Source organism: Serratia sp. PAMC26656 (genome assembly GCF_016469055.2).
Lineage (GTDB): Bacteria > Pseudomonadota > Gammaproteobacteria > Enterobacterales > Enterobacteriaceae > Serratia > Serratia plymuthica.
Window position 1 is genome coordinate 1,466,200 of record NZ_CP150486.1, and the last position, 23,746, is coordinate 1,489,945.

The window sequence follows — 23,746 nt, forward strand, 5'->3', positions numbered from 1 at the left end:
AGGGGAGATGCGGGCCGAAGATGCAGAAGGGAGCATCGGCTATGCCCCCGTATGCCGGGGGCGCGGGCTGAAAGCGGAAATGTTACCGGGTATTGCCGGCCCAGTGTTTCCGCTTGCTGGTCTTGCCGAGACCGGGGTTAAAGCTGTTGGTCGGATCGGCGGATTGGTAGAAGGCCTGCAGATCGGGCTTGGCGTGATACAGATGACCGACGTTATGCTCGGCCGGGTACTCCGCGCCGCGGCGGTCGAGGATCGCCAGCATTTGCTCTTTCAGCGCATGGCTGTCGACACCTTTTTTCACCACGTAATCCTGGTGGAATACGTGACACATAAAGTGGCCGTAATAGAGTTTATGCACCAGTTGGCTGTCGATTTCCGGCGGCAGAGTTTCAAACCACTCGGTATCGTTGCGGCGCAGCGCAATATCCAGCGCCAGAATATCCTCTACCTTGTCGGCATGCACCGCATGGTAGCGCACCGCCGCGCCGGCGGCGGCGAAACGGTGCAGAAAGGCCTTTTTGCCTTCGTCTGCGGTGCAGGCGAAAAATGCGCCCTTGGCCTGGGCAAAATACTGGCTCAGATACCGCTGCGCTTCGTCGACGCCAGGGCCGGCCATTTTCAGCAGCAGGTGATGTTCAAAGCGTTCGCGGTATTCTTTCATCCGTTTCGGCAGGTGGCTGGGGGCCAGGTGGCTCAGGCCCTGCATCAGCCGGTCGGTCAGGTTGTGCGGCAGCAGCGGCAGTTTGTTGAAGCTGGCGTCCACGCGGCCTTTCAGGGTGAAGAAACGCGGCATTTGATCGGTGCCGAGCTTGTCGATCATCATAAAGGTGTCTTTGCCGTACACTTCGGCAATATCAAAAATATCGCGGTGCATGTATTCGCCGGCCACCGGCAGATTGTCGAATTTGCCGAGCATATGGCGACGCAGCTCGGTCAACACGGCGGTATCGTTGGTGCCGATATAAAATACCTGCTCTTTGCCTTCTTTCTCGAAGGTGTCCAGGCGTACCGCAAACACCGCCAGCTTGCCGGCGCAGCCGGAGGCCCCGTACAGGCGGCGTTTATCCGCGTTGAAACGGGACGGGGTATCGGCATCGACGTCGCGCACCCGGCTGGCGTATTCATTGTCGGAGGCGCGCAGTTCGCCGTGCTCGACGTCCTCCGGCCGGTAGTCGCCTTTCTCCAGCCGGGTGAGGATCTCTTCCGGCGTGTCGCCGAGTTTAATCCCCAGATGGTTCACCAGCCGCAGTTGGCCGTCTTCACCCAACTGGGCGTACAGCGCCATTTCGGTATAGGCCGGGCCGCGTTTCACCAGCGAACCGCCGGAGTTATTGCACACGCCGCCAATCACCGAAGCGCCGATGCAGGAGGAGCCGATCACCGAATGCGGTTCGCGGCCGTAGGGTTTCAGCAATTTTTCCAACTGATTGAGGGTGCTGCCGGGGAAGCCGACCACTTGTTTGCCGTTGTCCAGCACCTGCACGTGATCGATCCGCAGGGTGCTGACGATGACGATATCGCGGTCATAATCGTTGCCGCTGGGTGTCGAACCTTCGGTCAGCCCGGTGTTCGCCGCCTGCATAATGACGATTTTGTCGGCGGCCACGCAGGCCTCCAGTATCCGCCACAGCTGCAGCAGGCGGGTAGGAAACACCACCGCCAGCGCTTTGCCTTCGCCGGAGCGGAACCCCTTGCGATAACGTTCGGTGCTGCGTTCGCCGGTCAACAGCTGCGGGCCGCCGACGATGTCTTTGAGCTGAGCGAGAAATGCCTGATTACCTGACTGCGTCATGCCGATCTCCCTGTCATACCGGTCGTCTTTCAAACGGCGGCGCGGTTACCCTGGGGGACGAAGAGAGTTGTCCCGATTCACGTGGGCGCCGCATGCAGCGCCCCTACATGACCTGCGGTTCTTGCCGTTATCGCCGTTTGAAAGCCAGAGGGTAAATTAATTTAGTGGCTTGGTAACTTGCTAGCTTGGTAACTTAATAATGTTCTGCGTACCCGGCCTGACGCTCTTCGTCACGCAGCGTCAGAATTTCCACGCCGTCGGCGGTGACCGCCACAGTGTGCTCCCATTGAGCGGACAGCTTTTTGTCGCGGGTCACCACCGTCCAGCCGTCTTTCTTCTGCTTAATGCGGTGGTCACCCTGGTTAATCATGGGTTCGATGGTAAATACCATGCCTTCCTGCAACGCCATGCCGGTGCCCGGCAGGCCGAAGTGCATCACCGCTGGTTCCTCGTGCATATCGCGGCCGATGCCGTGGCCGCAGTATTCACGCACGATGCTGTAACCGGCTTGTTCCGCATGCTGTTGAATGGCATGGCCGATATCCCCCAGCGTCGCGCCCGGCTTCACCGCGCGGATGCCTTGCCACAGGGACTCATATACGTTGTTCACCAGCCGTTTGGCCAATGGCGTTGTCTGGCCGATACAGTACATTTTGCTGGAGTCGGCAATGTAACCGCCGTTTTCCAGCGTAATGTCGACGTTAACGATCATGCCGGAACGCAGGATTTTGCTGACCGAAGGAATGCCGTGGCAGATCACGTCGTCGATCGAGGTATTGAGCACGTAAGGGAAATCGTACTGGCCTTTGCTGGCCGGGCGCGATTTCAGCTCATCGACGATAAAGGCTTCGGCGCGGTCGTTAATTTCCATGGTCGACATGCCTTCGCCAATCACCCCATCGAGCATAGCAAACACCTTGGCCAGCAGTGCGCCAGAGTGACGCATTTTGGCGATTTCTTCCGGCGTTTTGATCACAATCTGTTTCACCCGACAATCTCCTTCAGCGTCAGCGCGTTATCTTTCATCATTTTTTTTACCAGTTGGGGGTAGGTCAGTTCTGGATGGAACTCCGCCAGCATGCCGATCTTGATCCAGTATTCCGCCTGCGCGTTGATCGAACGCGTCATCGTCAGGCTGGCGAGGCGTAGATCGTCATGCAGCGCGTCTGAAATTTTCACAATGCCCATAGGCTGCTCCTTAAAGGGATAATATACAAAGTGTATATGGTTTGGATGGTGGAGATTGTACATTCCGTGGCATAAAAAGTTTCCTGGCGACAACGATTGCCGCCGTCGGACAATGCGTTTATTGTGATAAACGACTTTTTTTGCATGATTTTTCAGAAGGATTCAGGGCGTGACTAAATTACGGGTTGGGGTGATCTTTGGCGGTAAATCGGCTGAGCATGAAGTGTCGTTGCAGTCGGCAAAAAACATTGTGGACGCTATCGACAAAGAGAAGTTTGACGTCACGCTGCTGGGGATCGACAAGCAGGGGCAATGGCACATTAACGATGCCTCCAATTACCTGTTGAATGCGGAAAACCCGGCGCTGATCGCGCTGAACCGCTCAAATAAAAATGTGGCGCTGATCCCTGGTCAGGAGAAACAGCAACTGATTGAGGCGAGCAGCGCCGGCGCACTGGGCCAGCTCGACGTGGTATTCCCGATCGTGCATGGCACGCTGGGCGAGGACGGTTCACTGCAGGGGCTGTTGCGGATGGCCAATATGCCGTTCGTCGGCGCCGGTGTGTTGGGCTCGGCGGTGAGCATGGACAAAGACGTCACCAAACGCCTGCTGCGCGATGCCGGGCTGGCGGTTGCCCCCTTTGTCACCCTGACGCGCACCAATCGCAGCAAATACGGTTTCGAGCAGCTTAGCGAGCGTTTGGGCCTGCCGTTGTTTATCAAACCGGCTAACCAGGGCTCTTCGGTGGGCGTCAGCAAGGTGCAGGATCGGGCCGGCTTTGACGCAGCTCTGGCGCTGGCGTTCAGCTTCGATCACAAGGTGCTGGTGGAGTCGGCGATTGTCGGCCGTGAGATTGAGTGCGCGGTGTTGGGCAATGACGAGCCGCAGGCCAGCCTGTGCGGTGAAATCGTGCTGAGCGATGCTTTCTACTCCTACGACACCAAATACATCAATGAGCAGGGCGCGAAGGTAGTGGTGCCGGCGGAGATCGCACCGGAAGTCAGCGACAAAATCCGCGACGTGGCGCTAAAAGCGTTCCGGGCGCTGGAATGCTTTGGCCTGGCGCGCGTTGACGTATTCCTGACGCCGGACAACAACGTGGTGATTAACGAGATCAACACGCTGCCGGGCTTCACCAATATCAGCATGTACCCCAAACTGTGGGCCGCCAGCGGCGTCAGCTACAGTGAGCTGATTACCCGGTTGATCGAGCTGGCGCTGGAGCGCCATCAGCAAGATCGCGCGCTGAACAGCTCGGTGTTCGAGCGGTAATAATCGGATATTTCTCGCATGAGAGCCTTTAAGTCAACTTCGACGGGGAGGGATTATGTCATCATCTGCTAAAGTTGTTGCCCGTGAAGTGACTGTCGAAATGGTCATGAACAGGCACCGTAAGACTATGAAGAGTTTACTCGTAGCGGAGACAGAACGTCTGCTTTGCGGAACTTCTGGGGTTTACGGAACAGACTGTGCGGCCGACGTGACTGATAATAAACTGAGCACGCGAGCTTCAATGAGTGAGCTGCGTCGTAAGCTGAAAGCTTAAGTTTTAAAGGTGAAAATGGCTCCAGTTAGCAACGGAGCCATTTTTTATGGGTTAGACAGAGGTAAACTTAAAAGATACATCCCCCAGCGTCACCTTGCTCATTGTGAACGGCCAAGAGGATGCGCTTATTTCACCGTCACGTCTATATCGCCAAAATACTTCTTCGCCAGCGCGGTCACGGTACCTTGCTGCTTCACTTTCACGATCGCGTCGTTCAGCTTTTTCTTCAACGCGTCATCCCCTTTGCGCAGGCCGAAGGCGATGCCTTCACCGAGGATCTTGTCATCGCTGACCGCATCGCCGACGAAGGCGAAGCCCTTGCCGTCCGGATGCGCCAGGAAGCCGCTTTGCCCTGACGGTGCCATCACCAGCGTGGCGTCGAGGCGGCCGGCGGTCAGGTCAAGGTACGCCTGGTTCTGATCCTGATAGGACACCACGTCTACGCCCTGCGGTGCCCAGTGGGCCTTGGCGTAGGTTTCCTGAATCGACCCCTGCAGTACGCCGACGTGTTTGCCCGCCAGCGACTTGGCGTCCGGCAGCAGGCCGCTGTCGGATCTGGCGATCAGGCGGTTGGGTACCTGATAGATGGCGTCGGTGAAGTCAATCGCCTGGCGGCGCTGGTCGGTGACGTTCATCGCCGAGTTGATGGCGTCAAACTTGCGTGCCTTCAGCGCCGGTATCAGGCTGTCGAACGAAGTCTCGACCCAGCTGCATTTCAATTGGGCGGCGGCGCAGACCGCGTTGCCCAGGTCGATATCGAAGCCTTCCAGCTTGCCGCTGGCGGATTTGGATTCGAACGGCGGATACAGCGCTTCCAGGCCGAAGCGCAGCGTATTTTCCGCCGCCAGAGAGGAACCGGCGGCCAGCAGGCAGCCCACAGCGATCAGCGTTTTCAGTGATTTCATAGTCAGTGCCTTTTTCCCATGGTCAAACCAAAAGTGAATGCATTACACCTGACACAGACGGCGCGCGCCTTCCAGCAGGGTTTCGTTATCTTTTGAAAAACTCAGCCGGATGATGCCGGTGTTGGTGCCGTCGCTGTAAAACGCCGACAGCGGGATAGTCGCGACTTTCGCTTCACGGATTAAACGCACCGCAAAATCGTTGTCGCTTTCGCTGCTGAAACCGCTAAAGCGAGCCAGCATAAAGAAACTGCCACGGCTGGGTAATAATTCAAAGCGCGAATCTTGCAAAGCGCTGGCCAGCAAATCGCGTTTCTGCTGATAGAAATCCGCCAGCCCCAGGTAGCTTTGCGGATTGCCCAGCGCTTCGGCGAAGGCATATTGCATCGGCGTATCGGCGGAGAACACCATAAACTGGTGCACCTTGCGGATCTCATCCATCAACGCCGCCGGCGCCATGCAGTAACCGACGCGCCAGCCGGTAACGTGATAGGTTTTGCCAAACGACGACACAATCACGCTGCGTTCGGCCAATTGCGGGTGGCGCGCCATACTGTGGTGAATATCGCCGTCGAATACCACGTGTTCGTAAACCTCATCGGACAGGATAACGATGTCGGTATTGCGCGTCAGAGTGGTCAGGCGCTCAATGTCATGCTCGCCGAACACGCTGCCGGTCGGGTTATGCGGGCTGTTGACGATGATCATCCGCGTTTTGCTGGTGATGGCGGCGGCGACCTCGTCCCAGTCAATGTGCAAGTCCTGCAACGACAGCTTGATGGCTACCGGCGTGGCGCCTTGCAGGCGGACAATCGGCGCGTAGCTGTCGAACGCCGGTTCGAAATAAATCACCTCGTCGCCCGGGTGCACCAGCGCGCTGATGGCGGAATACAATCCTTCGCTGGCACTGGCAATGACCGTGATTTCTTCGTCGGCGTCATAACGTGCGCCATACAATCGTTCAACTTTATCTGCCAGCGCAGCGCGTAATGCGGCCACGCCACTCATCGGCGCGTACTGGTTATGACCTGCGCGCATGGCTTGCGCCACCGCTTCAACCAGTTGCGGTTGGCAGGCGAAGTTCGGTGCGCCCTGCGACAGGTTCAGTGCCTGATGTTCAGCGCTGAGCTGGCCGATTACGGTGAAAATAGTGGTGCCGACATCCGGCAACTTCGAGCGATGTGAGCAGGCGCTCTGCATGATTGGCTCCTGGATAGGGGGAAGTATTGATTGATTAAGCATCAGTGACGGTAGGCGGACAAGGGAATGTTTGTCATACTAGCCATGAGTTAAAGTCATGGCTATCCCCGTCATACTTGAAGCTGCATCTGTGTTGGCTGCGTTCACTCACCCGAATCACTTACCTGAGTAAGCTCATCGGGATTCCCTCGCTTGCCGCCTGGATGCAACTCCAATTATTTAGGGGATATGCCCGTGATTATTAATTGGCGAGATTAAGGAACCCGCTATGCAGACATCTCTGCCGTCGCTCGACGTTTTGAAAACTTTTGTGGTGGTGGCTCAGCGCCTTAATTTCACGCATGCCGCCCAAGCACTGCACCTGACGCAAGGCGCGGTCAGCCGTCAGATCCTCGGCCTGGAACAGCATCTGGGCTATCCGCTATTCAGCCGCCGGGCGCGCGGGCTGACATTGACCCCGCAAGGCGCCATGTTGCTGGCACCGGTGCAGCAGGCGCTGGGGCAACTGGGTGAGGCGCTGGCGCGGATTGGAGCGCAGCCGGGCACGTTACGCATCAAGTGCCCGACCTGCGCCATGCGCTGGGTATTGCCGCGCATTATCCGGTTGCAAAACGAGCGCCCGGAAATGCATATCGAACTGACCGCCTCGGTATCGCACGGGTTGGATTTCAGCGCCGAGCACTTCGATGCTGCGGTGGTGTTCGGTCAGCCGCAGGGTAAAAAGCTGGCGGTGCATCACCTGTTCGATGAAATCCTCACGCCGGTCTGCACGCCGTCTTACCTTCCCGATTTAGCCCGCCCGCCAACCCCGGCCGATCTGGCGGAGAAAACCCTGCTGCACCCCACGCGCGATCGCCGCGATTGGCTGCTGTGGTTGAAGGCGGCGGGGGTGGAGACGTTGCCTTCCGGCAAGGCGCAGCATTTTGATACTCTGGATCTGGCGATGAGTGCCGCGTTGCAAGGTTTTGGCATCGCCATCGGCGACTTGTGCCTGTTGGAGGAGGATATCCAGGCGCAGCGCGTTGTTACGCCGTTCCCGCTCAGCGTGGTCAGCGGCGCGGCCTACTATTTGGTCTACCCTGAACGGGCGGTGACGCCTGCGACATTAGCCACGCTGGTTAATTTCCTGAGGGAAGAGGCGGAGCAAAGCCGCGCACGGCTGAAGAATGGCTTATCCGCCTCCGCTAACAGCTTGTAACCTTTAACATTACAAATTATTTCTGCGGTGAAAAAGAGTATGTCACACTGTTTTTTCACTTTGATTAATCCTCTCCGTCGCAGGCTGCGGCGGGAACATGCCTGAGACAAAAAATATGAAATGGCTTTGTGTGGTGAGTTTGCTGTCTGGCCTGGCCATCAGCCCGGTTTTTGCGCAGGAGCGCGGGGCGGCGCAAGGAGTTAATGCCCAGCAGCGTGATGCTTTCGTTTCCAACCTGATGAAACAGATGACGCTGGAAGAAAAAATCGGCCAGTTGCGCTTAATCAGCGTCGGGCCGGATAACCCGAAAGAAGCGATCCGCGACGGCATCAGCAAGGGCCAGATTGGCGCTATCTTCAACACCGTCACCCGGCCGGATATCCGCGCGATGCAGGATCAGGCCATGCAGCTCAGCCGCCTGAAAATTCCGTTGTTCTTCGCCTACGACGTGGTGCACGGTCAACGCACCGTCTTCCCGATCAGCCTGGGGCTGGCGGCCAGTTTTGATCTCGAAGCCATTGCGCTCAGCGGCCGGGTATCGGCGCAGGAAGCCAGCGATGACGGCCTGAACATGACCTTCTCGCCGATGGTCGACATCACCCGCGATCCGCGCTGGGGCCGGGTATCGGAAGGCTTCGGCGAAGACACCTGGCTGGTGTCCAAAATTGCTAAAGTGATGGTCAATGCTTACCAGAACGGCGATCCGTCTCAACCCGGTTCAGTGATGGCCAGCGTTAAACACTTCGCGTTGTATGGTGCCACCGAAGGCGGCCGCGATTACAACACCGTCGATATGAGCCCGCTGAAAATGTATCAGGACTATTTGCCGCCGTATAAGGCCGCGGTAGACGCCGGCAGCGGTGGGGTGATGGTATCGCTCAACGCGATCAACGGTATTCCGGCCACCGCCAACCCGTGGCTTCTGAAAGATCTGTTGCGCAGCCAGTGGGGCTTTGGCGGCATCACCATCAGCGATCACGGCGCAATTAAAGAGCTGATCAAGCACGGTGTGGCCGAAGATGCGCGCGATGCGGTGCGGCTGGCGATCACTTCCGGCGTCGATATGAGCATGAGCGACGAATACTACGACCAATACCTGCCGGGGCTGGTGAAGGACGGGCTGGTAGCGGAAAGCGATATCGATCGCGCCTGCCGCGATGTGTTGAACACCAAATATGATATGGGCCTGTTCAAAGACCCGTATAACCACCTTGGCCCGGTAGGTTCCGATCCGCAGGACACCAATGCCGAAAGCCGTCTGCACCGCGCCGAAGCGCGCGTAGTGGCGCGCAAGACTCTGGTGCTGCTGAAGAATGACAAGCAGACGCTGCCGTTGAGCAAGCAAGGCACCATTGCGCTGGTCGGGCCGATGGCCGACAGCCAGCGTGACGTGATGGGCAGTTGGTCGGCGGCTGGCGTGGTCAAGCAGTCGGTGACCCTTCGCCAGGGGTTGGAGCATGCGGTGGGTGACAAGGCGAAGATCCTCTACGCCAAGGGCGCCAACATTACCCAGGACAAAAGTATTATCGATTATCTGAATGAGTATGAGCCGGCGGTGGTGTTTGATACCCGTCCACCGCAGCAGATGATTGATGAAGCGGTACAGGCGGCCAGGCAGGCCGATGTCGTGGTAGCGGTCGTGGGTGAGGCGCAGGGCATGGCGCACGAGGCTTCCAGCCGCGCCGATATCACTATTCCGCAAAGCCAGCGGGATCTGATCGCCGCGCTGAAGGCGACCGGCAAACCGCTGGTGCTGGTGCTGATGAATGGCCGGCCGTTGGCGCTGAGCTGGGAAAGCCAGCAGGCGGATGCGATGCTGGAAACCTGGTATAGCGGCACCGAGGGCGGCAATGCGGTAGCCGACGTGCTGTTTGGCGACTACAACCCGTCGGGCAAGCTGCCGATGACCTTCCCGCGTTCTGTCGGCCAGATCCCGATGTACTACAACCATCTGAATACCGGCCGGCCGTTCGGCAAGGAAAACCCGGGCAAGTACACGTCACGTTACTTCGACTCGCCAAACGGCCCGCTGTTTCCCTTTGGTTATGGTCTGAGCTACACCACCTTCAGCCTGTCGGATCTCAAGCTTTCCAGCCCGACGATGGCGCGCAACGGCAAACTGACCGCCAGCGTCACGCTGAAGAATACCGGCAAATATGACGGCGCCACCGTGGTGCAGCTGTACGTGCAGGACGTGACGGCGTCGGTCAGCCGCCCGGTGAAAGAACTGCGCAACTTCAAAAAGGTGATGCTGCGAGCCGGCCAGTCGCAACAAGTGGAGCTGCCGATCACCGAAGAGGATCTCAAGTTCTACAACGCCAGCCTGAAATGGGGTGCAGAGCCGGGTAAGTTCAACGTGTTTGTCGGCCTGGATTCCGACAACGTACAGGCACAGAGCTTTACGCTGCAGTAAATCGCATTGCCCTCTCTCACCTGGGTGGGAGAGGGTTTTTTAATGTTTCAATTCCAGCGCAAAATCATAGTACTCATTCAAACACCAACTGCGGGTATACTCGATGGGTATTTCCTCGCGGGTGAACCCGGTACGGGTCACCAGCAGCAGCGGTTCCCCCACCTCCAGCGCCAGATAGCGGGCGACGGATTTATCGGCTATCTCGCCGCGAAAACGCTGAGTCGCCCGCACAATGGGTTGACCGATGGAATGCAGATAGTGGTACAACGACTCTTCAGGCAGGCCGCTCGCCGGCAAAATAGTGGCGGGAAGCACCGAATACTGTAAGGCAATGGCGATTTCGCCGGCTTTACGCAAGCGCACCAGTTCGACAACATCCTGTTCATCACTCAGCTGTAACGCCTGCATTTCTTCTGCCGTTGGTCCGCGCCGCAGAAAACCAATCAGTTCGCTTTGCGCCCTGAAACCTTGCGGCTCCACCATCTCGGTAAAACTTTCCAACAGCGGCAAAGCGGGTGCGAAGCGCGGCGCAATAAAGGTCCCGGAACCCCGATTGCGGTTGATGGTGCCATCTTGTTCGAGGTGTTGAAATGCACGGCGAGCCGTCCCCCGCGCAATGCCGAAGGCTTCCATCAGCGCTCTTTCTGAAGGCAACGCATCGCCGGAACGCCACTGCCCGGATTCCACGGCGGCCCTTATTTTTTTTGCCAGTTGCAGATAAATCGGCGTACTGTCTGCCGAGTCCGGCTGAAGCAAGGCCAGTTTTTCATCCATACGTATCTTCCCCACGAAATGACCATAAAGTATACCACTTGTGCCGATGAAAACTAAGTGGTACATAATTGGTATAGTATTCATAACCGGAAGCTTGCATGATGAAAAGATACCTCGACTGTAGCGCCACCGATCTTGCCAACATCACCAAAGACAATTTGCTTTACGCCATTCGCGCCAGTGAAGGGCGGATCCTGGTCAGTGAATGCATTGCCGTGACGCAGCCGCTGCTCAATAACGTCACCAATGCGGAGTTGGCGGCCAGCCAGGGCGCCGATATGCTGTTGCTGAACCTGTTTGACGTAAACCAGCCGCGCATCGAAGGCTTGCCCGACGGAGTGCCGCCGCAAGAGGTATTGCGCGAGTTGCAGCGGCTGACCGGGCGGGTTATCGGGGTCAATCTGGAAGCGGTGGATCCGGCGTTCATCTCTACGCACAATGAGTTTTGGCAGATGACGGCGGGCCGTGCCGCGACCGCAGAGAACGCGCGCAAGCTTTATGAGCTCGGCGCCCGCATGGTGGTGCTGACCGGCAATCCCAATAATGGCGTCAGCAACCAGGCTATCGCCGCGGCGTTAAAGCAGATTCGCGATGACGTGGGGGACAAGCTGGTGCTGGTGACCGGTAAAATGCACGGCGCCGGCATTGTACGTGAAAGCGGTAGCCAGTTGATCAATGAGCGGGACATCGCTCTGTTTGTCGAAAACGGCGCGGACATCGTCCTGCTTCCGGCGCCGGGTACCGTTCCCGGCATGTCGCAGGAAAAGGTGGCGGCGTTGATTGCGTTTACCCAACAGCAGGGCGCGTTGGCCATGACGGCTATCGGGACATCTCAGGAAGGCGCCGACGTACAAACCCTCCGCCAGATTGCCCTGATGAGCAAAATGGCCGGGGCCGATCTGCACCACATTGGCGATACCGGTTATCTGGGGCTGGCGCTGCCGGAAAATATCTTCGCCTACAGCGTGGCGATTCGCGGCGTGCGTCACACCTATACCCGCATGGCTCGCTCGGTTAACCGCTAGCCGGTAAAACGCGTCGGCTCTGTGCAGAGCCGCGCTTCGCTCATCAATTTGTGAAGTTAATAACTCACTAAGTTGCCGACTTTTCATCGGCGACCGACAGTTTGCTTTGCGGGGAAAATCGCTGCTTGTGCACGACGATATAGACCAGCGTCAGCAGCGTCAGGACGCTGAAAATCAGGAAACAATAAGGCGAGTTTTTGACCAAGTAGATGCCAAGAAAACCGCCCATGCCTTCGCCTATGCCCATGGCTACAGAGTTTATCGCCAATACGCTGACCAGAATATTTTTGGCCACATAGCCTGAAATGCAGCTTTGCAATGTAGGGATCAGCAGCAGTTCTCCCAGCGTCCAAATAAAAAGTGCGAGGTACAAGTCGGTTTGGCTAGTGGCGTAGTTTAGCCACAATGATCCTGCTGCATGCGCGACCAGGGAAAAACACAGGGTTTGAAAGGCGCTGACGTTATAGCGAGTGAACAGGGCTTGTAACCTCGGCGCGAGAACGATAGACAGCACTGCGTTAAAGGTCAGCAAATAACCGAACGGGCTGGTGGAACCTAAAAGGCTATTCACGTGTAAAGGTAAAGAGGTGAACAGTTGCGAATAAATCATCCAGCACAGCGCCGTCAGCAAAAAATAATGGCGCAGGGTTTTATCGTGGATTTGATCGCGTAAGGCCTGTGTCCATTTTTTCTGCGCTTCCAGCGTTGGCCAAATATCACGCGCCCACAGAACCCACAGCGAGAAGCAGAGCATCATCAAAGAAGCGATAATGAAAGGCAACTGCGGGGACAGGTGATTGTACAGATAAATGGCAATTAACGGGGCCAGCATTGAGGCGAGGTTGGTGATGACCGATAACCTGACAAACACCGACGCTCGTTGATGAGCGTCTTCCGTTGCGCCAGCTACCGCACGGATCAGGATGCTGTTTGTTCCGTATGCAATGCCGAAAGCTCCGATAGAACACAGCAAAACGAGATAGTGTTGTGACATGGCGATCATCATGCAACTGATGCTCATCACCAGAGCGGACAGTGACACGACATACGCCGGGGCAATCAAGTCCAGGATGGGTGAGATTAACAAGCGGGTCACTTTGGAGCCAATAGAGGACACCATGATGATACTCGCCGTTTCCAGGGACGAAAGCCCGAGGAATCTGTCCATATAGAACGCAAGTATCGACAGCGTCATAAAATAAGTGAAAGAAAACAAAAATGAATCGGCTGAAATCGTTGTCATGCCGTTCTTAAATGACGTCAAACTGGACATGTGCAGCCATCTCCATTGCGGTTTGTCTGGCGTTATTCCCCTTTTCCTGCGACACCACCACACAGCCGACACGTTTACCTGAATCCGTGCACAGTGGGATGATGTCGCCGGGTTTGACGGTCATCTCCGCCAGTACAATATCGTCGTTTTGCCGCACATCCTCTAACCCGTCAATCGCGACTAACCGACCTTCCGGCGCGTCGAAATACTTCACCACCGCAGTGCAGAAATAGGCGATCTCCGGCGGGGATTTGGGGGGAGTTTGCGTTGGCAGATATTGCTGGAATACTGCCGCATAGGTGGGAATGCGGGTTGCTGTTTCCGTTAACAGATGAATGTAATCCCCACCTGGCCGGCAGTGCATTTCTCCCATAATGATGTGCTCGCCTGCCAGCCAAAACTCCAGGTGGAAGTGCCCAAAGGTGAGCCCCACACAGCGCAGGGCTTTTTCCGCACACTCGTACACTCTATTTTGTGTGTCTGGCGGCAAGGTGGCAGGGAATAAATGCATATCTTCAACAAAAGCCCCACCGGGCTTTAGCGATTTCTCGGTCACGCCCTGGAAAATGGCTTCGCCGTAATGGAAAAAGCCTTCCAGGCTGAATTCTGTACCCTCGATAAACTGCTCAATGATAAAGCTCTGTTGCTGCCGTTCGGTAAGGCACGCATAGGCGGTATGCAGATCTTGCCGGGCGCTGTTCCTGATGCGGCTGACGCCCTGGCTGCCTGAAGCGTCGACCGGCTTGAGGATCCAGTCTTCGGCTGGGTGCGCATGCAGAAAGTGTTCTGCTTGCGCCAGGTTGCTGAAAAGGCATGATAAGGGTTGCGGCAAGCCCTGCCTGGCGAGCATCTGTCGGCACAGAGATTTATTGCGAATCTGCTGCACTGCCGCCGTAGTATTGTTGGCAAAGCCAAATTTTTCGCAAAGGCGGGCACAGGTCTCCACAGAATATTCCTCGAAGGTATAAATACCTATCACTGGATACCTGGCGCAAATCTCCTCGAGCAGCGGCAGGCAATCTTCATATTGCTTCGATACAATCGGGTAAACCGGTATTTGTTGCGGGGCTTTGATTGCCAGATGATGCAAATTCTCTGGGGTATCAATCAGAATGGTTTCCAGCCCGAGTTCATGAGCCTGAGCAATGGCGCGTGGCCCTTGGCGGTGCGAAGCGCAACCGAAAAGAATAAGGACGTTTTTCATTCCACGGTAAACCTTATTTGTCGGGCGGCCCATTCAAGTGTATCGGCAAGCTGTTGATAGTTTTCAGCCGTGCCGATAAGTACGCCAAGCCGGTAGGCGCTGTAATCTTCAGGGGGAAGCGCTACGTTATGCCCCGGAGAAAAGTGCAGATAGAGGTGCTGTATGCAAGGGTGAGCCAGCACCTTGGCGACATTATCCACGCTGCTCAGAGTGCCGGGCCTTTCTGCGAACAGATAACGGACGCCAATATAATCTTGCGTGAGCCTCAGTGTCGAAGGGGGGATTCCCCGGCATATCTGGACGTAATTCTGCAAATGTTGCTGACGGCTGGCGTGCTGTAACAGGTGAGTAGAAATATACCCCCCCGCGGGTCTGGCCGCGCATTCGATAAACTTGAAGCCGTCGCGGGTATATTTTCCCTCCAGATGGAATACCGTGTTATCGATGCCCAACTCCCTGACAATGGTTTTGGCGCAGCGGGTGATTTCTTGCTGAATGTCATTGCTGAAATGGGAGGGGAATATATGCCGGTTTTCGACAAAGGTGTTTGCATCGGATTGATAATCAGTGATGCCAATCACCGTAATCTGGTTATCGGCGGCATAACCGTCGACGCTGAATTCCGGTCCCTCGACAAACTCCTCCAGAATAATTTTTCCGCCAAATGCGGTAAATACCGAGTCGAATTTGTCTGTGGCGATCTCGGCGAGCAGCGAGAGGGCTTGCTCTAGCGCGCTGTCGTCCTCTACCTTGAAAATTCCCTTGGAGCCCGATCCGGATGCGGGTTTGACTATCACCGGGTAGCCAATTCGGGCTGCCGCCATTCGGGCATCGGCCATTGAGCTGACTTCGTGGAATGCGGGGATCATCGGGCCCAAATGTTTAAGCCGGTGTTTCATGGTGATTTTATCGCGACTATGGCGGACTGCCTGTTCGCTCATCCCGGCACACCCCAGTTCGCGTGCGAGAAAGTTCTTGAGCGGCACATCGGTTTCTGACCAACAGACAATGCCGTCAAAGGTGTATTTCTGGTGCAGTTTGGCCGCCACCGCCAGGCAGGCCGCAAAATTATCCAGATCGACAATAACGGTTTCGATCGCCAGCTCGGCGGCATAGGAAGGGATCTGCTTGGCGATAAGCACAATGTCCAGGCCCAGAGAAAGAGCCGCGCGCATTTCGGCCAGTCTTTCGTGCGGGTTTTGTCTGCCGTTGATGTACAAAATACAGTTATTCATAGTGTTAGAGTCTCGTCCATTCCGTTACGGTCATATGCTGGCTGGAAGGTGATGCAAAGGCGTACCCAGGGCGACGGCTGAGAGGGTCATTGCCTCGCTGTCATAGATCATTACGCCGTTGGCCATGGTTCCCCGAGAGACTGTCGGCCCGGTTATCCACGTCGGTGATTGGCCCAATTCATGGCGTTCAAAGCCGGTTTGCCAAACCTGCCCGGGCGTGAAAATTTTCATGCCGGGAATATGGTCGTTGCCGGAAAGGCCATGCAGACATTGATGGCGGCCCATTGTGGCAAAATGGTCGGCAAGATGGTGGTGATGGCTGACTTCGAAGGTACATGAACCCGTAATGTCCGGATCGGCATAATGGGACAACAGGACATTATGGGTGGCAAAAGGCTTAACGATGATTTCCGGCAATGAGTGGAGATAGCAGAGACTGTTATCGTTCAGCAGGGAAGGCAGCTCATGATCTTCATAGAGAAAGACCTTGCCGTCAGCCAGCTGTTTACGTTCTGCAAAACTGCGGCGGTACCAATCTTCAGGATAGGAAAACCCTGCCGCATGAGACGGGAGTTTGCGAATGGCGAACAGATCGTGGTTGCCGATAACCACCTCGCTGCAATGGCGCTGCACCAGATCCAGGCAGCGGTTGGCATCGCGGGTGGCCAGATAACCATAAAAAGGAACCGAGTAACCGACGATGTCGCCGAGGCAAATGACTTCGTCAGCTCCCACACTTTCCAGTAAATTCAAGGATTCTTCCAGTCTGACGACGTCTTCGTGGATGTCTGAGATAACGCCAATTTTCATAACCTTTGTACGCCTTTATATTTGTCTTATTCGTATAAACGATGGGTTATTTTTTTATTAATCAATGCGGCCGGCTTGTCCTGCAGCAGATGTTGTTCATGCTCATGCAGGTACTGTTCGATGCGTAAATGAATGTGGCGGCTGGCGTAATGACTGAGTTCGAAGGCCCTTGCCACCTCGGCGATAACATCGATGGAAATCCCATTATTGAGCCGCAGGCGGTTTAGCCCCTGAAGATAACGGCGCAGCACCCGCCCACGGTTATCGGCGATCGGCTTGATGTCGAGCGACATGATGGCCACGCTGGCCACCACCGCGTCGATGATGTACAGGATGTCTGAGGTGAAGTCGGCAAAATGGCCGGCAGCGTCCAGGGCAAAGATTGAACTGTCCAACCCGTGAATGCGCGTCACTATGGTTTCGAGACCGAAAGCCGCTTCGATCGCCAGCGGCGCATCCCGGTTTTCAATCACGATCAGGTTACCGATATCCATAAATGTCACTCCATCGCAGCTCACCGACAGGTTGCAGTTACGGCCGCTGACGCCCTCGATGCCAAATTTATGGCGGTAATAGGAGGGCGCTTGAGTATCAAACCGAAGAAATTGCGTCATGCCCTGCTGTTGGAGTATTTCTACGAGATCATGGTCCTGGCTTGAAATATTAATCCTGAAGACGTCCGGTGATTTTAACCCCAGCAGTTCAATGAACCGGCAAGTGGCCTGGGTGATACGCCGGCGTTCCTCATAGGGGCTGATTGCTCCCACGCTGCAAAAAAAAGACGACCATTTGGGGTAGCTGTTTTCTTGTTGCATGGCGTGATTATTTTGAGTGCGCAGGCAGTCTTGTACGGTGAAAAAAGCCTGTAATTCTTTTTCCGTCTCAATCAGATAAGGCTTAAAGGTACTGATGGTGGAGCCGGTAAACAGCGTAGACTTGTCATAAGCCGGGATCAGCGTTTCAGGCTGGTGAAAGCTAAATCCGCTGGCTTCGAATGCCTGAGAGAACGCGTCTTTAGCTCGTTGTTTCTCCGCTAAAACGAGGCGCAGTGTGGCTTTGCTCACTGGCTGGACAGAGGTGTTCATCATAGGGTTTCTGCCAGTGAGGTTATTTTTGACACCTGCGGGTCGTTGTAAGCGGAGTAGCCGCCGTGATAGAGACCAACGCTGCCCTGGTTAACCCAGAAGGATATTTGTCCTACGCGCATACCGGGGTACAGGCGAAAAGGTTTTGCCGCCACCAATTCCAATGTCCATTGATGGCATGCGCCGGTATGGCCTAAATTGGCCGACACTTGCAAATAAAGGCCCAGGCGCCCCAGGGAACTTCGGCCTATCAATGACATGGCAAAAACGCTGCTGCCCAGGATTTCCATGGTATGGCCCAGGTAGGTCGTTCCCGCCTCCATGACAAAGCCTTCTGCGGGGAGGTCGATAAAATCAAAGGTGACTTTCTCGCCTTCGACGCTTGGGATCCCCAGTCTGGGCCCCAAGCGATAATTGTAACTGTTGGGGTTGAGTTGCGACTCGTTAAAAGGAATGATGGTAATATCGTTACAGGCCGTTCTCTTTTTTATTTCGCTGCCGGTAAGAATCATGACATTTTCCGTTATATTTTCTATCTTGAGCGTGACTATTTAAAATCCACATAAGCCATCGAAACCCGTGGCCCATCGGAACCCTGATATTTTCCATCATAAGGAACGATATCGCCTAGCGGCTTCCAGAAGGTGACCTGCCCGATTTTCATTCCCGGAAACAGCCTGATAGGCAGTGTGCTGTGCAATTGAAAAGTGACACAGCCAAATGAACCAATATCAATCAGATCGGCTGTTACATGAACGAACAACCCCAGTCGCGCGATGCTTGATTTGGCATGAATGATAGGGACATATTTGTTGCTGCCAATTTTCTCAACGCTGTGGGCCAATAAAAAATCACCTTTCCCTAGCGCTATTCCTTCTGGGCCGCAATCAATGACGTCATGACGATTATTCTTTTTTGGATCAATAATCTCTTCGTTATAGCGAATGAATGTATTACCCAGCGTTAAATCATAAGAGTTGGTTGTAATGCTTCCTTCAGTAAACGGAGAAATAACGATATCCCCCGTTTTGACACAGGCTTCAATGGATTTTCCGGTCAAAATCATTTTTTAATACCCCGAGCACCCTAGGGACAAGGCAGTTTGCCCTTGGCGACAAACTGCCTGGATACGCAGTATTTTCAGCGGCGCACGCAGATAGCGACGTATTCAGAACCAAAGTATTCGTTTGGATCCGAAGCCCCTGGCGCATCTGTCACCCATGATGGATGCTCATAAAGGTAAATTTCTTCTATGCGGAAGAAGGGGTCCAGCAGCGCTGCGGTATTGGCGGCATTGAGGAAGGTGTGGATGAGCCCCTTTTCAGGACCTGATTCAGGAATGTAAGAAACATCCTCTTCCACTTCCGTGCCCTTTTTCCAGTCCGACGCTCGCTCCGAAGAGAAGGTGACAAAGAACAAACCTCCTTTTTTGGTGGTGCGAGCGACTTCAAAGATGGTTTTCTTCACGTCCTGCAATGAAGCATGGTTGATCACTGCGCGTGAAATAGTAATATCGAAGGTGTCATTTTCGAACGGTAATTCAGTCATTGGGCAGAGAACCAACTCTGCTTTTTGATGCCGTCTTACCAGTTCGGCTTGAGTGAAAGCAATGGCATTTTCAGACAGGTCACTGCCGGTGACGTCAAAACCACGCTCATTGAAGTAAAATAAATGACGCCCCCCGCCACAGCCTAGATCGTGGAGTTTATTTCCCGGGAGAGAGAAGCGTTGGCGTAATGCCAGGGAAGGATTTACAATGTATTTATGGTAGAAATCTATAACTTCGTCGGCGGGGTTCATTAAAATCCATCTTGGCGATTCAAATAAACCGTGCCATGCATTGTTCTTAATTATCGTGGCAAGATCGTGGTTGTAGGCTATCTCTCCGGCCAGTTCTTCCTGACTCCAGATTGGGTTTGTTATAGGCACGTTAATTCCTTTAGATATGTTGTGTTTTATTTTATCGAATGTAACAATCCGGCCGAAATAACCAGGCTGGAATTATTTAGTGTTTTATTTTTTGTTCATTTTAGAAATGGTGTTTAGATAGTCAATGATATTTTTTTTTACAATTTTAGCGAGAATAAGAATAATCAGTAAAAAGATCGGTGCGGAGAATGGCATTATTTATGTTTGTTAGATTTTACAATATGTTATGCCTAATTATTAACAAAGCAAACGATTGCTTAAGTATTTATTGCAGAATTTCATCACATGGATGCATTTTCGCATGTGTCAATCCGGGTTCTGGTGGTCTAGCGGGTCTTAACGGCCTGACTGTGGTGGGGGTAAGGGCAACGTCCTCTCGGCGCTTTTCAACGGCCACGATAACTCTAACGGCATAATGTTTCATCCGGATGACAGTGCGTGGAAAGCCTTGGGTGAGGCCTCCGCTTTGTTGGGGCAAGTAGGAAATGGGCGAGCGTTAGCGGGCTAAGGGCCGAGATATTCCACTTCAGTTGCGGGACAAGATTACGCGCGTGTTTGATCCCGCCGATTGTTTCGCTACGACTATCGCTATATCATTTTGTATATAACGATAGTTAACCGGAACCCCTCATGCTCAAACGTTTCCCGCGCGTGCTGCTTGTTTTCATCCTGTTCTCGTCCGTCGCGCTGGCGGATCGCCAGGTTACCGACCAGCTCAACAGAAAGGTGACTTTGCCCGATACCATCACCCGTGCGGTGGTGCTGCAACACCAAACGCTGAATTTGCTGGTACAGCTCGACGCTATGCCGCAGGTGGTGGGGGTACTCAGCAGTTGGAAAAAACAGCTGGGGCCGAACTATCAGCGGCTGGCGCCCAGCTTGGTGAAAATGCCGATGCCGGGCGATCTCACCTCGGTAAATATTGAAAGCCTGCTCGGCCTGCATCCGCAGGTGGTGTTTGCCGCCAATTACGCTCCACCGGAGATGATCGCGCAAATCGAACGGGCCGGCATTCCGGTGGTGGCGGTATCTCTGCGTCGTGAAGCGGCCAGTCAGGCCGGCAAAATGAACCCGGTGCTGAATGATGAAGATCGGGCTTATACCCTTGGGCTGCAGGACGGCATTCGCCTGATTGGCGCGGTGATGGGCCGCCAGCCACAGGCCGAGGCGCTGATCCAGGACGTGTTTCAGCAGCGGACGCTGGTGGCCGACCGGTTGCGCGACCTGCCGGAAGACCAGCGGGTGCGGGTTTATATGGCCAACCCGGACTTGACCACCTACGGTTCGGGGAAATATACCGGGCTTATGATGCAGCATGCCGGCGCACTGAACGTCGCAGCGAAGGATATTCAGGGGTTCAAACAGGTGTCGATCGAGGACGTGCTGAGGTGGAACCCAGCGGTGATTTTCGTTCAGGAACGTTATCCTGAGGTGGTGCAACAGATCCTCCGCTCGCCGCAGTGGCAGGCGATCGACGCGGTGAAGCATCAGCGTGTCTACCTGATGCCGGAATACGCCAAAGCCTGGGGTTATCCGATGCCGGAAGCCCTGGCGTTGGGTGAATTATGGATGGCGAAAAAGCTTTATCCGCAGCGTTTCAGCGACGTTAATCTGCAACAGCGGGTAGATGCTTACTACCGACAGTATTACCGCAGCAGCTGCTGCCAGAGTGAGCAATGAGGCTGGGTTGGCTGATCTTGCTGACACTGCTTTGCGCACTGTTGTCGTTGGGCATCGGCCGCTATCAGGTGACTGCGGCTCACAGCCTGATGATCCTGCTTGAGCCATTCACCGGTCCGCACGTGGGAACGGATGCGGTGCAGCGGCAGGTCATTCTTGGGGTGCGCTTGCCCAGGGTACTGTTGGCGATGGGCGCCGGGGCGTCGTTAGCCCTGTGCGGTGCCGCGCTGCAGGGTGTGTTCCGCAACCCGCTGGTGGATCCGCATATCATTGGCGTCTCTTCCGGTGCGGCATTTGGCGGCACCTTGGCTATTTTGCTCAGCCTGCCACTGGTGGCGCTGCTGTTATCCGCCTTTGTGTTCGGCATGGCGGCGTTGCTGCTGATCTTCGCCATTACCAGCGCCATCGCCCGGCGCAATATTTTGTCCCTGGTGCTGGCCGGGGTGATCCTCAGCGGTTTTTTCTCCGCCTGCGTCAGCCTGCTGCAATATCTGGCCGATACCGAAGAGAAACTGCCGAGCATCGTGTTCTGGCTGCTGGGCAGCTTCGCCACTGCCGACGAGCAGAAACTGCGGATGCTGTTCCTGCCGTTGCTGTTGGCCGGCGGTCTGTTGTTGGCATTGCGCTGGCGTATCAATCTGTTATCGCTGGGAGATGAAGATGCCGCCGCGCTGGGCATCAACGTCGAGCATACTCGCTGGCTGATTCTGACGTTATGTGCCGCGATTGTCGCCGCGCAGGTCGCCGTCAGCGGCAGCATCGGCTGGGTGGGTTTGGTGATCCCGCATGTCGCCCGGCTGCTGGTCGGCCCGGATCATCGTCGCTTATTACCCGCCTCGATGTGCCTGGGCGCTCTGTATATGGTGTTGATCGACGATCTGGCACGCACCCTGAGCAGCAGCGAAATTCCGTTGGGCATACTGACCGCGCTGATCGGCGCGCCGCTGTTTGCTTTGATGTTGCGTCGCGCGCAATTGAGGGGCTGGCATGGCTGAATCCTTACTGAGGGTTAATGACCTGAGCTTTAGCTGGCCTGGCCAACCGCCTTTGTTTGACCAACTGAATTTGCGGTTGCAGTGCGGCGAGGTGTTGGCGGTATTGGGCCCTAACGGATGCGGAAAAAGTACCTTGATGCAACTGCTGCTCGGTACCTTGCCGTTGCAGCAGGGCACCGTTGAATGCCGCGGCGGCATCGGTTTTGTGCCGCAGCATTTCACTGCTCCCTTTGCTTACCGGGTACTGGATATCGTGTTGATGGGGCGAGCACGCTACGTGGGCTTGTTTCGCTCACCTTCGGCGCAGGATCACCGGCTGGCAAAAGAGGCATTGCAGTCGCTGGATATGCTGAGCTTTGCCGATCGTGAATTCGGCAGTTTGTCCGGCGGCCAGCGACAATTGGTGCTGATTGCCCGCGCATTGGCGATGTGCAGCGAGGTGCTGATGCTGGATGAACCGACGTCCGCGTTGGATCTCCACCATCAGGACCGGGTGCTGAGCCTGATCTCGCGCCTGGCGCGTGAGAGACAGATGGCGGTGATATTTTCTACCCATCAACCCAACCATGCCCATGCGGTGGCCGATCGCGCCTTGCTGTTGGGGATTGCGGGGCAGCAGCGAATCGGCACCTGTGCCGGGGTATTGACGGCGGAGAGCCTGTCGCCCCTGTTTGATGTCGCCATTGAGCGGGTGACGTTGCAGGTCAACGGCCGGCGGTTTGAAACGCTGGTACCGCTCTTTCGCAGCCAAGGGGAGCATCGGAATGAATAACATTTTGCTGTTTGCCGCCGGCAGTCTGAAGGGGGCATTTGGCCCTTTGCTGACGGCGTTTCAGGCGCAGAGCGATTGCACAGTGGAAACGGTATTCGGCCCGGCGGGGCTGCTACGCCAGCGTATCGAGAAGGGAGAGTCGCCGCATATTTTTGCCTCCGCCAATCTGGCGCATCCGCAGCGCTTGGTGGACTTGCGGCTGACGCAACGGGTAGAGCCTTTCGCCCGTAATCGGCTGTGCGCCACGGTGCGCAACGTAGCCGAACTAACCGAACCGCCGTTACTCGACGTACTGCTGGACTCGCGTTGGCGAGTGGCCACTTCGACGCCGGGGGCCGATCCTTCCGGCGACTATGCGCAGCAGCTGTTTGATCGCCTTGAAGGGGTCATGCCGGGACAAGGAGAAGCACTGCGAAGCAGAGCGTTGGCGCTGGTGGGCGGTGCAGGTTCGGCGCCTGTTCCACAGGATCGGTTAGCGGCGGAGTATCTGATTAACAGCGGGCAGGCGGATATCTTTCTCGGTTACGCCAGCTATGGCGGCGCATTGGCGCGCTATCCCGAGTTAGCGGTGCGGCAGTTGCCGACGCCTCTGGTGATTGAAGCCGATTACGGCCTGTGCCTGTTGGCCCCGCAGGCGCAACCCTTGGCTGAGTTTATTCTGGTGGAGCAGGGGCAGGCGATACTGCGGGAGCAGGGGTTTCTTGCCGTGCGACAGGGCTGAGGC

At 55.5% G+C, this 23,746-nt stretch carries 22 protein-coding genes; 8 read left to right on the forward strand and 14 right to left on the reverse strand.

Translation table 11 applies throughout. From position 1 onward, the window contains the following. Positions 1-82: 82 nt before the first annotated feature. The 3 genes from dld to JEM67_RS07555 form a co-directional block, all read right to left on the reverse strand. Positions 83-1,792: a D-lactate dehydrogenase gene (gene dld / locus JEM67_RS07545; RefSeq protein WP_199635437.1), complete on the reverse strand. Its 1,710-nt coding sequence runs from the start codon at positions 1,790-1,792 to the stop codon at positions 83-85. Positions 1,793-1,985: 193 nt separating this feature from the next. Beyond that, entirely contained in the window at positions 1,986-2,780 is a 795-nt protein-coding gene (map, locus tag JEM67_RS07550; RefSeq protein ID WP_199635436.1) for a type I methionyl aminopeptidase, read from the reverse strand. Beyond that, positions 2,777-2,980: a ParD-like family protein gene (locus JEM67_RS07555; protein WP_006324220.1), complete on the reverse strand. Its 204-nt coding sequence runs from the start codon at positions 2,978-2,980 to the stop codon at positions 2,777-2,779. Before JEM67_RS07555 ends, map begins: the two co-directional genes overlap by 4 nt. A 169-nt stretch (positions 2,981-3,149) precedes the next feature. Here JEM67_RS07555 and ddlA point away from each other — a divergent pair, with 169 nt between their 5' ends. Then, positions 3,150-4,253, forward strand: a complete 1,104-nt coding sequence (gene ddlA, locus JEM67_RS07560; protein WP_013812008.1) for a D-alanine--D-alanine ligase — start codon at positions 3,150-3,152, stop codon at positions 4,251-4,253. A 399-nt stretch (positions 4,254-4,652) separates the two neighbouring features. On the opposite strand, the gene JEM67_RS07565 is transcribed toward ddlA, so the two are convergent. Beyond that, a complete protein-coding gene (locus JEM67_RS07565; protein WP_199635435.1) occupies positions 4,653-5,432 on the reverse strand; it encodes an ABC transporter substrate-binding protein in 780 nt (259 codons plus the stop codon). Positions 5,433-5,474: 42 nt separating this feature from the next. Beyond that, positions 5,475-6,629 carry a pyridoxal phosphate-dependent aminotransferase gene (locus tag JEM67_RS07570; RefSeq protein WP_199635434.1) on the reverse strand — a complete coding sequence of 385 codons (1,155 nt, stop codon included), beginning with the start codon at positions 6,627-6,629 and terminating at the stop codon, positions 5,475-5,477. A gap of 268 nt (positions 6,630-6,897) precedes the next feature. Between JEM67_RS07570 and JEM67_RS07575 the strand changes: the two genes are divergently transcribed. Both JEM67_RS07575 and bglX read left to right on the forward strand, forming a co-directional pair. Beyond that, the gene (locus JEM67_RS07575) at positions 6,898-7,827 is read left to right on the forward strand and encodes a LysR substrate-binding domain-containing protein (RefSeq protein ID WP_199635433.1); all 930 of its coding nucleotides are present in this window, start codon (positions 6,898-6,900) and stop codon (positions 7,825-7,827) included. A 115-nt stretch (positions 7,828-7,942) separates the two neighbouring features. Continuing rightward, the gene (gene bglX / locus JEM67_RS07580; protein ID WP_199635567.1) at positions 7,943-10,240 is read left to right on the forward strand and encodes a beta-glucosidase BglX; all 2,298 of its coding nucleotides are present in this window, start codon (positions 7,943-7,945) and stop codon (positions 10,238-10,240) included. 39 nt (positions 10,241-10,279) lie between these two features. Here the strand turns inward: bglX and JEM67_RS07585 are convergent, their stop codons facing one another. Continuing rightward, positions 10,280-11,014, reverse strand: a complete 735-nt coding sequence (locus JEM67_RS07585; RefSeq protein ID WP_199635432.1) for a GntR family transcriptional regulator — start codon at positions 11,012-11,014, stop codon at positions 10,280-10,282. A 101-nt stretch (positions 11,015-11,115) separates the two neighbouring features. Here JEM67_RS07585 and JEM67_RS07590 point away from each other — a divergent pair, with 101 nt between their 5' ends. Continuing rightward, entirely contained in the window at positions 11,116-12,039 is a 924-nt protein-coding gene (locus JEM67_RS07590; protein WP_199635566.1) for a haloacid dehalogenase-like hydrolase, read from the forward strand. Positions 12,040-12,106: 67 nt separating this feature from the next. Here JEM67_RS07590 and JEM67_RS07595 read toward each other — a convergent pair whose 3' ends face one another. The 8 genes from JEM67_RS07595 to JEM67_RS07630 all read right to left on the reverse strand — a co-directional run bounded on the left by JEM67_RS07595 (position 12,107) and on the right by JEM67_RS07630 (position 19,575). Further along, on the reverse strand, positions 12,107-13,312 hold the full coding sequence (locus JEM67_RS07595; protein WP_426406348.1) for an MFS transporter: 1,206 nt from the start codon (positions 13,310-13,312) through the stop codon (positions 12,107-12,109). Then, positions 13,290-14,516, reverse strand: coding sequence for an ATP-grasp domain-containing protein (locus tag JEM67_RS07600; protein ID WP_199635430.1), 1,227 nt, complete (start codon positions 14,514-14,516; stop codon positions 13,290-13,292). The genes JEM67_RS07595 and JEM67_RS07600 overlap by 23 nt, the downstream gene beginning before the upstream one ends. Continuing rightward, positions 14,513-15,751 (reverse strand): ATP-grasp domain-containing protein, encoded by a 1,239-nt coding sequence (locus JEM67_RS07605; protein ID WP_199635429.1) that lies wholly within the window; start codon positions 15,749-15,751, stop codon positions 14,513-14,515. The genes JEM67_RS07600 and JEM67_RS07605 overlap by 4 nt, the downstream gene beginning before the upstream one ends. A gap of 30 nt (positions 15,752-15,781) precedes the next feature. Next, positions 15,782-16,561, reverse strand: a complete 780-nt coding sequence (locus JEM67_RS07610; protein ID WP_199635428.1) for a metallophosphoesterase family protein — start codon at positions 16,559-16,561, stop codon at positions 15,782-15,784. A gap of 26 nt (positions 16,562-16,587) precedes the next feature. Continuing rightward, positions 16,588-17,649 (reverse strand): hypothetical protein, encoded by a 1,062-nt coding sequence (locus JEM67_RS07615; protein ID WP_199635427.1) that lies wholly within the window; start codon positions 17,647-17,649, stop codon positions 16,588-16,590. After that, positions 17,646-18,158, reverse strand: coding sequence for a dCTP deaminase (locus tag JEM67_RS07620; protein WP_199635426.1), 513 nt, complete (start codon positions 18,156-18,158; stop codon positions 17,646-17,648). Before JEM67_RS07620 ends, JEM67_RS07615 begins: the two co-directional genes overlap by 4 nt. 35 nt (positions 18,159-18,193) lie before the next feature. Continuing rightward, positions 18,194-18,712: a dCTP deaminase gene (gene dcd / locus JEM67_RS07625; protein ID WP_199635425.1), complete on the reverse strand. Its 519-nt coding sequence runs from the start codon at positions 18,710-18,712 to the stop codon at positions 18,194-18,196. Between the two features lie 74 nt (positions 18,713-18,786). Then, on the reverse strand, positions 18,787-19,575 hold the full coding sequence (locus tag JEM67_RS07630) for a class I SAM-dependent methyltransferase (protein WP_199635424.1): 789 nt from the start codon (positions 19,573-19,575) through the stop codon (positions 18,787-18,789). A gap of 630 nt (positions 19,576-20,205) precedes the next feature. On the opposite strand from JEM67_RS07630, the gene JEM67_RS07635 reads away from it, so the two are divergent. Genes JEM67_RS07635 through JEM67_RS07650 form a run of 4 tightly spaced genes read left to right on the forward strand, consistent with a single transcriptional unit; the run spans position 20,206 to position 23,743 of the window. Then, positions 20,206-21,255, forward strand: a complete 1,050-nt coding sequence (locus tag JEM67_RS07635) for an ABC transporter substrate-binding protein (protein ID WP_199635423.1) — start codon at positions 20,206-20,208, stop codon at positions 21,253-21,255. After that, on the forward strand, positions 21,252-22,250 hold the full coding sequence (locus tag JEM67_RS07640) for a FecCD family ABC transporter permease (protein ID WP_199635422.1): 999 nt from the start codon (positions 21,252-21,254) through the stop codon (positions 22,248-22,250). Before JEM67_RS07635 ends, JEM67_RS07640 begins: the two co-directional genes overlap by 4 nt. Then, positions 22,243-23,022: an ABC transporter ATP-binding protein gene (locus tag JEM67_RS07645; protein WP_199635421.1), complete on the forward strand. Its 780-nt coding sequence runs from the start codon at positions 22,243-22,245 to the stop codon at positions 23,020-23,022. The genes JEM67_RS07640 and JEM67_RS07645 overlap by 8 nt, the downstream gene beginning before the upstream one ends. Continuing rightward, on the forward strand, positions 23,015-23,743 hold the full coding sequence (locus JEM67_RS07650) for a substrate-binding domain-containing protein (protein ID WP_199635420.1): 729 nt from the start codon (positions 23,015-23,017) through the stop codon (positions 23,741-23,743). Before JEM67_RS07645 ends, JEM67_RS07650 begins: the two co-directional genes overlap by 8 nt. Positions 23,744-23,746 lie beyond the last annotated feature (3 nt).

Excerpts from the sequence above, each read along its gene's own strand:
- JEM67_RS07555 (WP_006324220.1), bottom strand. The coding sequence starts at position 2,980 with ATGGGCATTGTGAAAATTTCAGACGCGCTGCATGACGATCTACGCCTC.
- JEM67_RS07590 (WP_199635566.1), top strand. The coding sequence starts at position 11,116 with ATGAAAAGATACCTCGACTGTAGCGCCACCGATCTTGCCAACATCACC.
- JEM67_RS07635 (WP_199635423.1), top strand. The coding sequence starts at position 20,206 with ATGCTCAAACGTTTCCCGCGCGTGCTGCTTGTTTTCATCCTGTTCTCG.
- JEM67_RS07605 (WP_199635429.1), bottom strand. The coding sequence starts at position 15,751 with ATGAATAACTGTATTTTGTACATCAACGGCAGACAAAACCCGCACGAA.
- JEM67_RS07645 (WP_199635421.1), top strand. The coding sequence starts at position 22,243 with ATGGCTGAATCCTTACTGAGGGTTAATGACCTGAGCTTTAGCTGGCCT.
- dcd (WP_199635425.1), bottom strand. The coding sequence starts at position 18,712 with ATGATTTTGACCGGAAAATCCATTGAAGCCTGTGTCAAAACGGGGGAT.
- dld (WP_199635437.1), bottom strand. The coding sequence starts at position 1,792 with ATGACGCAGTCAGGTAATCAGGCATTTCTCGCTCAGCTCAAAGACATC.
- JEM67_RS07575 (WP_199635433.1), top strand. The coding sequence starts at position 6,898 with ATGCAGACATCTCTGCCGTCGCTCGACGTTTTGAAAACTTTTGTGGTG.
- JEM67_RS07620 (WP_199635426.1), bottom strand. The coding sequence starts at position 18,158 with ATGATTCTTACCGGCAGCGAAATAAAAAAGAGAACGGCCTGTAACGAT.
- JEM67_RS07565 (WP_199635435.1), bottom strand. The coding sequence starts at position 5,432 with ATGAAATCACTGAAAACGCTGATCGCTGTGGGCTGCCTGCTGGCCGCC.
- bglX (WP_199635567.1), top strand. The coding sequence starts at position 7,943 with ATGAAATGGCTTTGTGTGGTGAGTTTGCTGTCTGGCCTGGCCATCAGC.
- JEM67_RS07600 (WP_199635430.1), bottom strand. The coding sequence starts at position 14,516 with ATGAAAAACGTCCTTATTCTTTTCGGTTGCGCTTCGCACCGCCAAGGG.
- JEM67_RS07610 (WP_199635428.1), bottom strand. The coding sequence starts at position 16,561 with ATGAAAATTGGCGTTATCTCAGACATCCACGAAGACGTCGTCAGACTG.
- JEM67_RS07570 (WP_199635434.1), bottom strand. The coding sequence starts at position 6,629 with ATGCAGAGCGCCTGCTCACATCGCTCGAAGTTGCCGGATGTCGGCACC.
- JEM67_RS07640 (WP_199635422.1), top strand. The coding sequence starts at position 21,252 with ATGAGGCTGGGTTGGCTGATCTTGCTGACACTGCTTTGCGCACTGTTG.
- JEM67_RS07595 (WP_426406348.1), bottom strand. The coding sequence starts at position 13,312 with ATGTCCAGTTTGACGTCATTTAAGAACGGCATGACAACGATTTCAGCC.
- JEM67_RS07615 (WP_199635427.1), bottom strand. The coding sequence starts at position 17,649 with ATGATGAACACCTCTGTCCAGCCAGTGAGCAAAGCCACACTGCGCCTC.
- JEM67_RS07650 (WP_199635420.1), top strand. The coding sequence starts at position 23,015 with ATGAATAACATTTTGCTGTTTGCCGCCGGCAGTCTGAAGGGGGCATTT.
- JEM67_RS07585 (WP_199635432.1), bottom strand. The coding sequence starts at position 11,014 with ATGGATGAAAAACTGGCCTTGCTTCAGCCGGACTCGGCAGACAGTACG.